General features: G+C 52.0%; 16 protein-coding genes. 12 read left to right on the top strand and 4 right to left on the bottom strand.

The genetic code is table 11. The features are described 5' to 3' along the window. Window positions 1-35 precede the first annotated feature (35 nt). Window positions 36-914 (top strand): EamA family transporter, encoded by an 879-nt coding sequence (locus MXMO3_RS07985; RefSeq protein WP_027834293.1) that lies wholly within the window; start codon window positions 36-38, stop codon window positions 912-914. Here the strand turns inward: MXMO3_RS07985 and MXMO3_RS07980 are convergent. Then, the gene (locus tag MXMO3_RS07980) at window positions 911-1381 is read right to left on the bottom strand and encodes an SRPBCC domain-containing protein (RefSeq protein WP_162889180.1); all 471 of its coding nucleotides are present in this window, start codon (window positions 1379-1381) and stop codon (window positions 911-913) included. The genes MXMO3_RS07985 and MXMO3_RS07980 overlap by 4 nt on opposite strands. Continuing rightward, entirely contained in the window at window positions 1374-1679 is a 306-nt protein-coding gene (locus MXMO3_RS07975) for an ArsR/SmtB family transcription factor (protein ID WP_117395512.1), read from the bottom strand. The genes MXMO3_RS07980 and MXMO3_RS07975 overlap by 8 nt, the downstream gene beginning before the upstream one ends. 129 nt (window positions 1680-1808) lie before the next feature. Between MXMO3_RS07975 and MXMO3_RS07970 the strand changes: the two genes are divergently transcribed. Beyond that, window positions 1809-2360 (top strand): RBBP9/YdeN family alpha/beta hydrolase, encoded by a 552-nt coding sequence (locus MXMO3_RS07970; RefSeq protein WP_027834296.1) that lies wholly within the window; start codon window positions 1809-1811, stop codon window positions 2358-2360. Here the strand turns inward: MXMO3_RS07970 and MXMO3_RS07965 are convergent. Next, window positions 2357-3757 (bottom strand): MFS transporter, encoded by a 1401-nt coding sequence (locus MXMO3_RS07965; RefSeq protein WP_117395511.1) that lies wholly within the window; start codon window positions 3755-3757, stop codon window positions 2357-2359. The two genes, MXMO3_RS07970 and MXMO3_RS07965, sit on opposite strands and share 4 nt — an antisense overlap. A gap of 100 nt (window positions 3758-3857) precedes the next feature. Continuing rightward, the gene (locus MXMO3_RS07960) at window positions 3858-4184 is read right to left on the bottom strand and encodes a DUF1476 domain-containing protein (RefSeq protein WP_027834298.1); all 327 of its coding nucleotides are present in this window, start codon (window positions 4182-4184) and stop codon (window positions 3858-3860) included. Window positions 4185-4446: 262 nt separating this feature from the next. Here MXMO3_RS07960 and purC point away from each other — a divergent pair, with 262 nt between their 5' ends. The 10 genes from purC to MXMO3_RS07910 all read left to right on the top strand — a co-directional run bounded on the left by purC (window position 4447) and on the right by MXMO3_RS07910 (window position 12703). Beyond that, complete coding sequence (purC, locus tag MXMO3_RS07955) at window positions 4447-5211, top strand: phosphoribosylaminoimidazolesuccinocarboxamide synthase (protein WP_027834299.1); 765 nt, start codon at window positions 4447-4449, stop codon at window positions 5209-5211. Window positions 5212-5233: 22 nt separating this feature from the next. Further along, the gene (gene purS, locus MXMO3_RS07950) at window positions 5234-5476 is read left to right on the top strand and encodes a phosphoribosylformylglycinamidine synthase subunit PurS (protein ID WP_027834300.1); all 243 of its coding nucleotides are present in this window, start codon (window positions 5234-5236) and stop codon (window positions 5474-5476) included. A 440-nt stretch (window positions 5477-5916) separates the two neighbouring features. Continuing rightward, window positions 5917-6996 (top strand): acyltransferase family protein, encoded by a 1080-nt coding sequence (locus tag MXMO3_RS07945; protein ID WP_117395510.1) that lies wholly within the window; start codon window positions 5917-5919, stop codon window positions 6994-6996. 168 nt (window positions 6997-7164) lie between these two features. After that, window positions 7165-7854, top strand: coding sequence for a phosphoribosylformylglycinamidine synthase subunit PurQ (gene purQ, locus MXMO3_RS07940; protein ID WP_117395509.1), 690 nt, complete (start codon window positions 7165-7167; stop codon window positions 7852-7854). After that, a complete protein-coding gene (gene purL / locus MXMO3_RS07935) occupies window positions 7855-10062 on the top strand; it encodes a phosphoribosylformylglycinamidine synthase subunit PurL (protein ID WP_117395508.1) in 2208 nt (735 codons plus the stop codon). A 24-nt stretch (window positions 10063-10086) separates the two neighbouring features. Then, complete coding sequence (locus tag MXMO3_RS07930) at window positions 10087-10317, top strand: BolA family protein (protein WP_117395507.1); 231 nt, start codon at window positions 10087-10089, stop codon at window positions 10315-10317. A 5-nt stretch (window positions 10318-10322) separates the two neighbouring features. Further along, complete coding sequence (locus MXMO3_RS07925) at window positions 10323-10952, top strand: HAD-IA family hydrolase (RefSeq protein WP_051213497.1); 630 nt, start codon at window positions 10323-10325, stop codon at window positions 10950-10952. Continuing rightward, window positions 10949-11809, top strand: a complete 861-nt coding sequence (locus tag MXMO3_RS07920; protein ID WP_117395505.1) for a GNAT family N-acetyltransferase — start codon at window positions 10949-10951, stop codon at window positions 11807-11809. Before MXMO3_RS07925 ends, MXMO3_RS07920 begins: the two co-directional genes overlap by 4 nt. Window positions 11810-11906: 97 nt before the next feature. Beyond that, entirely contained in the window at window positions 11907-12242 is a 336-nt protein-coding gene (gene grxD / locus MXMO3_RS07915) for a Grx4 family monothiol glutaredoxin (protein WP_027834304.1), read from the top strand. After that, window positions 12242-12703: a YtoQ family protein gene (locus MXMO3_RS07910; RefSeq protein ID WP_117395504.1), complete on the top strand. Its 462-nt coding sequence runs from the start codon at window positions 12242-12244 to the stop codon at window positions 12701-12703. Before grxD ends, MXMO3_RS07910 begins: the two co-directional genes overlap by 1 nt. Window positions 12704-12764: the final 61 nt, after the last annotated feature.

Here is a 12764-nt window from a genome sequence, read left to right as displayed (position 1 = left end):
CGCCAAACACCAACTTGATCCCCGGACCGACCTCGATGCCCCTGAAAGACTTTTTCCTCGCCCTGCTGGTTGTGGCCATATGGGGCTTTAACTTCGTTGTGATCAAGGTCGGTGTGGAAGATGTCCCGCCCCTGCTATTGAACGGAATCCGCTTTTCGCTTGTGGTGCTGCCCTGGATATTTTTTATCAAAAAGCCCAAGGCAAGCTGGTCGCTGATCATCGGGTTCGGCATGTTCCTGGGCGTAATTCAATTTGGACTTTTGTTCACCGCCATGAAATGGGGCGTCAGCGCATCGCTGGCCTCTATTGTGCTGCAGTTGCAGGCCTTTTTCACCATCCTGTTTGCGTTTTTACTGTTGGGCGAAAAACCCAAAAGCTGGCAGATCATGGGCGCCTTTATCGCCTTTTCCGGCATCGGCATCATCGCCGCCGAGCGCTATAATGGCGGCGCCCTAGTGCCCTTCTTGATGTGCGTTGCCGCTGCCTCATCCTGGGGTCTGGCCAACATCATGACCAAAAAGGCAGGTCAGGTGGACATGCTGAATTTCGTGGTCTGGGGCAGCCTCGTGCCGCCCATCCCGCTTTTCATTCTCTCGTTTATGCTGGAAGATCACACAGCGATTTGGACCAGCTTGACCGAACCAAAGCTCACCGCCATCGGCGCGGCCCTCTATCTGGCCTACCCCTCAACCATTTTGGGCTTTGGCATCTGGAACCAGTTGCTGAAAAAGCATCCAGCGAGTCTGGTCGCGCCCTTCTCGCTCATGGTGCCAGTCTTTGGCGTCTTGTCCGGGGCGATCTTTTTGGGCGAAAGCATGAACAGCGCCGCCATCATCGGCGGCACCATCATCTTGCTGGGGCTGATGCTGAATGTGTTTGGCGGTCGCCTGTTGGCCAAACGCGCCGCAGTCTAAGCCGCCAGCGCGTCAAACCGCTCAGCAAAGCTCGTCATCATATCAGCCCAGGCATTTGGCGCTTCGAACGCCGCCTTCATCTCTGCCGCCCGATCGCCATAGTTCTCCAACAAACGGTGCGTCAGCGTCACTTCGGTCATATCGCCTTTGTTTTCAAAGGTCACATAGACCTCGGTATCCAGCGCCTCATCACGCGCCCAGTCAGCCGTGAGTTGCCAACACAACAGCAAATGATCGCCGTGTTCAAAGCTCTTCACATAGCCCCAGTCGGCCTCATTGCCTTGCCCATCATGCTCATACCAGCGCCCCTCAGGCTTAAGCTCCACCACCACATCCTGCACCTCATTTTGCAGGATGGAGTGGCTCTTCGGCCACCATTTGCCCATCCGCGCCACAAACACGTCAAACGCCTTCCCTGCATCTGCGGGCACCATAACCGTTTTGGTAACGCTCATTGGTTCAGTCATTCTCTCCCTCCCTGAATTCCGCTTGATAATTGGCCAAGGCCTCATCCCAGAATTGTTCCATCCAGCGCCGCAACCCTGCCAACCCGCGTTGATCAGCAAAATAGATTTGCCGGGTCCCTTCTTTCTTGGCCCCCACCAGCCCCGCATCCCGCAACACTTTTAAATGTTGCGACACGGCCGGGCGGCTCACAGGCAATTTGTCAGCCAAAATTTGTACATGGCTTGGCGTCCTCGCCACCAATTCAAAGACCTGTCGTCGTGTCGGGTCTGCCAATGCGTCCCACGCCTGCTGTTCCATCTTCACACCTTTAGTTAGCCATTGCTTACGGTAAGCAAATACTTACTATTTGTCAATATTTTTCGATGCAGTCGCTTAAAACGATGATTTTTCCTTGCGCCACAACATAAAAATCGGCATCACAGAGATATGAAAATCGCTGAAGCAGACATATTGATTGTGCCCGGTTTGGGCGGCGCCAGTGCCGATCATTGGCAGACCAACTGGGTTAAAAAGATGCCCACCGCACAATTGGTGGAACAAGAAAACTGGACCAATCCGGACCCGGAAAAATGGGCCGATAAACTGCATCACGCCATTATGATGTGCACGCGTCCTGTGGTGTTGGTGGGGCATTCTCTTGGTGTGCACACCATTTCACGCACCGCGCAAAAACTAACGGACACCAAAGTCGCCGGGGCTTTTTTGGTGGCGCCCTTGGATATTGAAAACAACAAGAACGTCTCCAAGAAGTCGCAAAAATTCGCACCAATTGTGCAAGATCCATTGCCCTTTCCCTCACTGATGATTGGCTCAAGCAATGATCCATTTTGCGATGTGGAAGCGGCCGCGCAGATGGCAGCGGCATGGGGCGCCAATTTCAATAATGCAGGCGAAATCGGCCATGTGAACCCGAAAGCCGGCTTTGGCCCTTGGCCCGAAGGTTTGATGGCATTTGCAAATTTGATGCGGCGGATCTAGCCCGCACTTCGGGTGGGCCACACGGGGTGGTGCCGGTCAATCTTGATTTCGTGACTGTGCACAATCTCCTCATGCCGATGCGGATGTGCATGCGGCTCATCCCCTTCCCATCCCTCATGTTCATGCTGGTGATGCTCCCCATGAAAATGCACATGATCGTGGTAGAGTTCTTCATGCTTATGCTCAAGCGGCGCATAACTCTCCTTGGGCCAAACCCGCGCGCCCAGCAAAAGCGCGACGGCACATAGGACTGCGATCAACACCAATGTATTGCCCATGCCCACGACACTCGGCAAAAATCCCGCAGTCGGATAGGCCAACAGCCAACAGGCGTGCGACAAAGCAAATTGTGCAGACAATAATTTGGGCAAATCTTCTTCATTGGCCGAGCGTTTAAACACGCGCCCAGCGGGCGTTTGCACAAAACTATACCCCAGGCCCAATATCGGCCACACCAACAGCATCAAAGCGTAGTTGAACCAACCGAAACCGAGCGCCACAAGGCCAATGCCCGCCAACAATGTACCTGCGCCCCAAAACATCACGTTGCGGTCACCAAACTTACGCGCCAATGGCGGCACCATAAATGCAGCCAGCAACGAGCCACCGCCAAATGTCGCCATGGCCAACGCCAACGCGCTTTCGCCCAAGCCAAACTGCTCCCGCACCAGCACAACGCTGTTCACGATCACCATCGCCCCGGCAAACGCCACCACCAAATAGAGCAGCAACACGCCTCGCAAACGCGGTGTTTTTAAATAAATCTGAAAGCCTTGCGTCAGTTTGCGACGAAACGGGTCCCGCTTTTCTTCCAGCAACAAGGGCGGCACTGTGGCACTAAGCACCAACAGCGCCGACAGCAAAAATGCGATAGAATTGGCGACAAAGAAGCTTTCAAAGCTCACAAACAACAGCAAAATGGCCGCAATGGTGGGGCTAAGCAAATTCTCCAGATCGTAAGCGACGCGCGAAAGGCTCAAGGCTTTGGTATAATCATCGTCGTGGTCAAACAATTGCGGAATGATCGACTGAAAAGTGGGGGTAAAGCCAGCAGAGGCAGCGTTGAGCAAGAACATCAACACATAAATCTGCCAGATCTCAGTAACGAACGGCAGCGCCATCACGCAAAGCGCCCGTACCACATCCAGCCCAATCAACACCTGTTTGCGCAGCGCACCGGGAATGATTGCCGAAATCACCGGCGCGATAAAAATATACGCGATCATCTTGAGGGTGAGCGCGATGCCCAGCACCTGCCCTGCGGCTTCACCGGCCAATTCATATGCCAAAAGCGCTAAGGCAATGGTGGTTAAACCTGTGCCCGCCAATGCGATCACTTGCGCACTATAGAGCTTTCTGTAGCTCACATTCGACAACACACCAAAACCAATTCGCATCACTTATCTCCCTTGGCGTGCACGTTTCCAGAAAATCAAGCAAAATAAAAGGCCCGAACGAATGTCCGGGCCCTAAAGCGTTCAATAATCGTGCAAAAGCCTAGCTGGATTCTTTAACTTGCATTTCGGCTTTCAAATAGAGCGTGCTCATCTTTTCGCGCAAATCTGCCTCGGAAACATTCACACCAGCCGCTTTAAAGTCGCCGCTTACTTTGCGGTAAACGTCTTCGTCGCCCGCTTCTTCAAAATCAGAAGCCACCACTTCGGTAACATAGGCGCTCACGTCTGCATCGTCAGTTTTGCCCAAAAGGCCAGCGGCCCAAAGGCCCAGCAACTTGTTACGACGAGCTTCAATTCTAAACTTCAGCGCCTCGTCATGGGCATATTTGGCTTCTTCTGCCTTTTCGCGATCGTCAAATCCGGCCATTTTGGTCTCCGTGAAATAAAAGGGACTGCCCCTTAACAAAATCTCTTGCACCGAGATAAAGCCAAAAGCTCCGAAAATCAACGATTCTGCAGCTCAATCTTCGATGAATCTTCAATTTCGTGGCAATTGGCCGCTTAAAGTTGACATTAAACACCAAAAGACTGAAAGAATGCGGTGAAAATTGATTAAAGGCTTGCTTTTTACCCCCAAAAAGGGACATGAAGCGGCCATACATACATTTCAGGAATCGTGGGTATAAATCATGAGCCGTCGGCGTCGCCTCTATGAAGGCAAAGCGAAAGTTCTCTATGAAGGTCCAGAGCCTGGCACCCTGGTGCAGCATTTTAAAGATGATGCCACAGCTGGCAATGGCGAAAAGCACGAAGTGATTGACGGCAAAGGCGTGTTAAACAACCGCATTTCCGAATTCATCTTCACCCACCTGAACGAGCTGGGCATCCCCACACACTTCATTAAGCGCATGAATATGCGCGAACAATTGATCCGCGAAGTTGAAATCATTCCACTGGAAGTGGTGGTCCGCAACGTCGCTGCAGGGTCAATTTGCAAGCGTTTGGGCGTTGAAAGCGGCACCCGCCTGCCCCGCTCAATCATCGAGTTTTATTATAAAGACGACAAGCTCAACGATCCGATCGTGGCCGAAGAACACATCACCGCTTTTGGCTGGGCCAACCCGCAAGAACTTGATGACATCATGTCCATGGCCGTGCGCATCAACGACTTTTTGTGCGGCTTGTTCATGAGCGCGGGCATCCAGCTTATTGATTTCAAGATCGAGTTTGGCCGTCTTTATGAAGAAGACACCATGCGCATTGTTCTGGCGGATGAAATCTCGCCTGATAGCTGTCGCCTGTGGGACATCAAAACACAGAATAAGCTGGATAAAGATCGGTTCCGCCAAGACCTGGGTGGCCTTGTGGATGCCTATCGCGAAGTTGCTCAACGGTTGGGCATTCTTTCAGAAGCGGATAACGCGTTGGCCACTGGCCCACGCCTTGTAAAATAGTCAAAAATCGAGATTTGAATACATGCACGCACGCATCTTTGTAACACTTAAAAATGGCGTACTTGACCCGCAGGGCCAAGCAATTGAAGGCTCTTTGTCGAGCTTGGGCTTTGAAGGGGTAGACGCGGTTCGCCAAGGCAAAATCTTTGACGTGAAGCTGGAAGAAACAGACCACGAAGCGGCGAAAGAAAAACTGGCCCAAATGTGCGAAAAGCTCTTGGCCAACACAGTAATTGAGAACTACTCAATCGAGATTGTCGACTAATTAACCAAACATTTTTTAACGATTGTCGCGGCATTGTGCGAGCAATGTGGCGACAATCGCGTCTATAAGACAAATCAAATCGTCACAAACAGTTGATAGGGACGGCACGGATACTCTACGTGACCGGATGGATAAGACATTATGATTAAACGGCTTTCACTAACTGCCGGCTTTTTTCTTGCTTTGGCAATCATGGCAGGCGCGTACGGAACGGTACCGATCTCTTAAGCCATTTTTTGGGCGATCATATCGCCTCTAGCGAACAGAAATGAGGGGCCGAATGGCCCCTTTATCGTTAACAAATACTGTAAAACTTTAACTTTTAATCTGATAAATTAACCTCAAATTTCATAAATATAACCGCGCGACACAGTTTTCGTTTTTTTATTTACCCCTCCATTGTATAACACCTTCAACTATACTTGATAGGGCGGGAATAGATGACAAACACAAAACGTTTAGATTGGGTCGATGCAGCCAAGGGGATATCTATCCTCCTCGTGGTGATGTTGCATTCAACTTTGGGCGTGGGCGCGGATGCCGGGCAAATTGGCTTCATGCATTATGCAGTCGCCTACTCTGCTCCCTTCCGGATGCCTGAATTCTTTTTGATCTCAGGACTGTTCCTGTCTTACGTGATTGCGCGCTCTTGGGGGCGCTATGCCGATCGGCGCGTGGTGCACTATCTCTATTTCTATGCGCTGTGGGCTCTGATCCAGATGTTTTTCAAAACCGTCATTGCATCGGGCGATATCGCAGGCTTTTTCTCTGGCATCTTCTTCGCGCTGTTCGAACCCTACTCCGTATTGTGGTTCATCTATATGCTGGCGTTCTTCTCAGCCGCCACCAAATGGCTGTACAATAATCATGTCCCCCACTGGTTGGTACTTGCTGTAGCCGCTGTGCTGCAAATGCTGCCAACACCCAACGATAGCGCCGTCATCGCCTATTTTGCGGAATATTACGTGTTCTTCTATGCGGGTTATGCGCTGGCACCACAAATCTTCAAACTGACCGGTTGGGCACAGAATCATGCCATGTTGGCCACGCTTGGGCTTGTCGCTTGGGCGGGCATCAATTTCGGCCTCGTCTTCTGGCCAACCGCCGACATACAACCAGACCATGTCACCACCGGCTTCGCCTCTTGGCCCGGCATTCATTTGATCCTGGCCTTTATGGGCGCCACCGCCATCTGCGTGTTTGCCGCATTGCTGGCGCGGTTTAACTTGGCCAAGCCCCTCGCATGGGTGGGTGAACGCTCTTTGGCCGTCTATGTCGCCTTTGTCATCCCAATGGCAATCGTCCGCACGATCCTGTTCAAAATCGGCGTCATCAACGATGTCGGCGCGATCAGTCTGCTGGTCATTATCGCCGCGGCCACATCTTCATTGATTGTCTATGAGATCATCCAGAAAATTGGATTTGGCAAGTTTTTGTATACCCGTCCTGAATGGGCAAAACTTGAGGCAGGCCGGGAAAAACCTGACCAAGCGATCAAAAACAGCGCTCCGGCTGAGTAGTTTTATAAAAAAACCAGTATTTCTTTGAAAAAAGCGGCGCGAGACCTCTCGCGCCTCTTGCTTTTTGGGGGCTTTTTGAACCATTAAGAGCCAAACCCAACCGCATCTTTTCGCGCCCATAGCGCAGATGCAAATTGTGCCTTTGCACACCGAAAAGGAATCACGCTCATGAAGTCTGCAGTGATTGTCTTCCCCGGCCTCAACCGCGATAGAGACATGATCGCCGCACTTGAAAAAGTGACGGGAGAAAAACCACATCTAGCTTGGCACGGCGATAGCGACTTGCCAGACGTTGATCTCGTGGTGGTTCCCGGCGGTTTCTCCTATGGCGATTATCTGCGTGCTGGCGCCATTGCCGCCCGTTCGCCCATGCTGAAACGGGTGAAGGAACATGCGGATCGCGGCGGGCTGACCTTGGGCGTGTGCAACGGCTTCCAAATCCTCACTGAAACAGGCCTCCTGCCCGGCGCATTGATGCGGAATCGGGATTTGAAGTTTTTGTGCAAAGTGATTCATTTAAAAGCAGAAAACACAACTTCACCATTCACCTCAGCCTATAAGGGCCACGAGGCATTCCCATGCCCCATCGCCCACCATGATGGCAATTACTTCATCGATCCGGACGGCCTGAAAGCGCTTGAAGATAACAGCCAAATCGCCTTCCGCTATTGTGATGAAAACGGCAATGTCACCCTTGAAGCCAACCCGAACGGCTCCATTGAAAACATTGCAGGCATCACCAACAAGCGGGGCAATGTGTTGGGCATGATGCCCCACCCGGAAAACCTTATCGAAGCAGCCCATGGCGGCATTGAAGGCCGCTACATCTTTGACAGCCTAGTGGCAGCGGTGGCGTAAATGTTGAAAAATCAGAATATCGAAATCACCCCTGAATTGATCGCCAACCATGGTCTCAATGAAGAAGAATACGCCAAAATCCTTGAGCTGATTGGACGTGAACCAACTTACACCGAGTTGGGCATTTTCTCTGCCATGTGGAACGAGCACTGTTCTTACAAATCCTCAAAGAAATGGCTGAAAACCCTGCCAACAACTGGCGACCGCGTAATCCACGGCCCGGGCGAAAATGCAGGCGTTGTGGACATTGATGATGGTCAGGCCGTGGTGTTCAAAATGGAAAGCCACAACCACCCATCTTACATTGAGCCTTATCAAGGCGCAGCCACAGGCGTTGGCGGCATTTTGCGTGATGTGTTCACCATGGGCGCCCGCCCCATTGCGGCGATGAACGCCCTGCGTTTTGGCGCCCCCGATCACGAAAAAACCCGCCACCTCGTATCAGGCGTTGTGGCTGGCGTTGGCGGCTATGGCAACTCCTTCGGCGTGCCCACAGTTGGCGGTGAAGTTGAGTTCGACCCACGCTACAACGGAAACATCTTGGTCAACGCGTTCGCCGCGGGCCTTGCCGATGCCGATAAAATCTTTCTTTGCGCCGCCAAAGGCGTTGGCTTGCCCATCGTTTATCTGGGCGCCAAAACCGGCCGCGATGGCGTGGGTGGCGCGACGATGGCGTCTGCCGAGTTCGGCGACGATATTGATGAAAAGCGCCCCACCGTTCAGGTCGGTGATCCGTTCACCGAAAAATGCCTGCTCGAAGCCTGCTTGGAGCTGATGCAAACCGGTGCCGTGATTTCCATTCAGGATATGGGCGCAGCGGGCCTCACCTGCTCTGCCGTGGAAATGGGCGCGCAAGGTAATCTGGGCGTGGAGCTTTATCTTGACGATGTGCCCACCCGCGAAGAAGCGATGACAGCATACGAAATGATGTTGTCTGAAAGCCAAGAGCGCATGTTGATGGTGCTCGACCCCGAAAAAGAAGATGTGGCCAAAGCCATCTTCCACAAATGGGATCTCGACTTTGCCATCGTCGGCAAAACCACCGACGATCTGCGCTTCCGTGTCATCCATGAAGGCACCGAAGTTGCGAACTTGCCGATTAAAGATTTGGGTGACGAAGCCCCCGAATATGATCGCCCGCGCAAAGACTATCCTGCCCCGTCAGCCCTTGGCGAAATCGACAGCAATATCGATGTCGCCCAAGCGTTGCTGACCCTTGTCGGCAACGCCAACGGCGCATCGCGCCGCTGGGTATGGGAACAATATGATCATCTGATCCAAGGCAATTCGGTGCAAGTGCCCGGCGGTGACGCTGGCGTGGTGCGTGTAGAAGGTGCAGACGGCAAAAAAGCCCTCGCCTTCTCCGTAGACGTGACGCCACGCTATTGCGAAGCCAACCCGCGCGAAGGCGGCAAGCAGGCTGTGGCCGAATGCTGGCGCAACCTGTCCGCCGTGGGCGCACTGCCCTTGGCCTCAACCGACAACCTGAATTTCGGTAACCCCGAAAAGCCAGAAATTATGGAGCAATTCTCGCAAGCCATTCTCGGCATTGGCGATGCCTGCCGCGCGCTTGAGTTCCCAATCGTGTCTGGCAACGTCTCGCTCTACAACGAAACCAACGGCATTGGCATTTTGCCAACCCCAGCCATTGGCGGCGTTGGCCTGCTGAAAGACTGGGCAAAAATGATGACTCTTTCCTTCAAGCAAGAAGGCGAAGTGATTCTTTTGATTGGCGAAAAAGGCACCCACCTTGGCCAATCCGCCCTACTGCGCGATTGCTTTAACCGCATTGAAGGCGATGCCCCTGCTGTCGATCTAGACAAAGAAGCCAAGCATGGCGCTTTGATCCGGGAACTGATCGATCAAGAACAGCTCACCGCGTGTCACGATCTGTCGGATGGCGGCCTTGTAGTGGCGTTGGCTGAAATGGCCATGAAGGGCAAAATCGGCGCGCAGCTTGAGCTTTCAAATGATCTGGGTGAATTGTTCGGCGAAGATCAAGCCCGCTATATCGTGACGGTAAAATCTGATAATCTTGAGTCGGTTCTGGCCGCTGCCAAGGAACAAAATGTGCCGGTGACCCAATTGGGCACCGTGGGGGGCGATAAGCTGGAAGCAAAAGATATATTTGCCGTATCGGTTGCGGAACTCAGCGATTTCCATGAAAGCTGGTTCCCAGACTATATGGCAGCAGAAGCGGCGCAATAGCCGCCTGATTGGAGATTGTTGTTTATGTCTATTGGTACCGCTGAAATCGAACGTTTGATCACTGAAGCCATTCCAGGCGCAGAAGTGAATGCGGATACAGATGACGGCCATCACTATACCGCTGTTGTTGTGGCAGAAGCCTTCCGCGGCAAATCCCGCGTGCAACAGCACCAAATGGTCAATGCAGCACTAAAACAAGTGCTGGATAGCGGCGAACTTCACGCCCTTGCCCTGAAAACAAACGCACCGGAATAATTCCGGTGCGGTCCATTCTTTTTGATGTGGATGGCGTGGTCATCCACTCCCTGTTTCACCAAGACCCCGCGCGTCAACGGGTGTGGAGCCAGCACATTGAAATGGATTTCGGCATCAGCCGTGATTCATTCAATGAATTTTTCCGTCTGAATTACGCTGAAATTGTTACCGGCAAAACCTCCATCGTCACCGCAATGGATGCTTTCCTACCGACAATCAATGCAGGCCACATCAACAGCCTCGATCTGCTTGAATATTGGTTCAAAAACGACACCCCCGTAAATCGACAGCTCCTCGACGGCATCAAACAGCTCAAGCAAAAAGCGGACGTCAAACTCTATCTTGCGACGAACCAAGAACACTTGCGCGCCTTCTATTTGTGGCACGATCTCAAACTCGGGCACATCTTTGACGATATGTTCTACGCCGCGCGCCTCGGCGTCGCCAAACCCGATCCGGCCTTTTTCAAAAAGGTAGATCAACTGCTTGGCCCGCAAACCGAAAAACCATTATTTTTTGACGACGGGCAAAAAAACGTAGATGCTGGGGTAGCGCAAAATTGGGATGCCGCCCTTTTTGTGTCGGAAGATGACTTTTTCAATCACCCGTGGGTGAAAGACCAGTTGATTGTATGAAATACAAAATCGTCCCTATTGGCGAAAATCATTGGGCCCAACTACCCGAAATTCATCGGGCCGCTATTTTTGCTGTAAAGGACGATTATTACGATCAAAAAGCCCTAGAAAGCTGGGCACATGGCCTCAAGCCTGAAGGCTACAAACATTCAGCAGACGATGGCGAAATCTTCAATATCGCAATAGATGAAAATGAAGTGCCTGTAGGGTTTTGTGGCTATCGCGGCTATGAAATTATGGCGCTGTTCGTCCACCCCGAGCATCAAAACAAAGGCGTTGGCACAGCGTTGATCAACAAAGCGCTTGAGGAGATTTTGAAGGGGCGGCCCGAAAAAATCACCCTCACCTCCAGTCATCCCGCATTGAGCTTCTTTCAAAATGAAGGCTTTCACGTCGTCAAAGAGCGTGAAGAAATCACACGTGGCGGGGTCTTTATTCCCGTTTATGACATGGAAGCCCTGCTCCAACGACCGCCCCATGAGGGGCACGAGCTCGAATTGATGCTGGCAGGGGCAAAAAAACTCTCCTATTTCGCCGACAATGATCCCGAAGAAACCTTTCGCCCCTATGTTTTGAGTGGCCGTATCAAGCGGTTTGTGTGGCAAGCACATACGGATCATTTGGAGAAGAGGATGCGAGAAAGCGGCCAAATCGACATTGTGCCGGTCACGCCAGTTATCTATTATTTGCCCCACGCCGAGACAGAAAAAGATCGTTTGGTTGAGCTGCTCACAAAGCATCAAATCTATGGCGAACATGATGTGAAAGACGAGCGCGAGATGGGCGAGCTCCTGGACTATCCGCCCTATGCCGTCAAGGCCTTTATGGAGCGAATGCGCGCCCTGCGACAAAATTGATGAGACTGATCCTCGACATTTAATCCTGTCTGTCCTATTTAGGCACAGAACTGGTCACCTTGTCGGGCCTTAACCCCGAATGTAAAGGAAACAAAAAATGAGCGACATCAACGCATTTATCGACACCCAAATCAAAAACAATGACGTGTTCTTGTTTATGAAAGGCACGCCTGACTTTCCTCAGTGCGGTTTTTCTGGCCAAGTTGCGCAAATTTTGAACTATTTGGAAGTTGAATATGCCAGCGCCAACGTGCTGGAAAGCGACGAATTGCGCGAAGGAATCAAGCAATTCTCAAATTGGCCAACCATTCCGCAGCTTTATGTAAAAGGCGAGTTTGTTGGCGGTTGCGACATTATTCGTGAAATGGCGCAAGAGGGCGAATTGCAGCAGCTTTTGGCAGACAAAGGCATCAAAGCCAAACAGGCCAGCTAATGACCCGTATTTGGAACGTCTATCTTTCGGGCGAAATCCACACCGATTGGCGTGCGGAAATCCAAAAAGGCTGCGAATCTGCTGGCCTGCCCGTCGAGTTTTCCGCTCCGGTGACGGATCACGGTGCTTCGGATGATTGTGGCGTCGCCATTATGGGCGAAGAACCAAACAAGTTCTGGCACGACCATAAAGGCGCCAAGCTCAACACCATCCGCACACGCTCACTATTGGGCGAAGCAGACATTGTCGTTGTGCGCTTCGGCGACAAATATAAGCAATGGAACGCTGCGTTCGACGCGGGCTATGCGGCCGCACTCGGCTTGCCGTTGATCGTGATGCATGGCGACGAGCACCAGCACGCGCTCAAAGAAGTCGACGCTGCGGCGCTTGCCGTGATCGATACACCCGCTCAAGTGGTGCAAATTCTCGATTACGTCATTAACGGCAAATTGCCCGCTTAAAGAATCTTAGCCCTGACGGCAATTGTGCTGTCAGGGCTTGCCAATTGGTCAAACCTATCGC

It is taken from the genome of Maritalea myrionectae, assembly GCF_003433515.1.
Classification (GTDB): Bacteria; Pseudomonadota; Alphaproteobacteria; order Rhizobiales; family Devosiaceae; genus Maritalea; species Maritalea myrionectae.
Note: the sequence above shows the minus strand (reverse complement) of the source record. Positions and strands in the feature narration are given on the sequence as shown.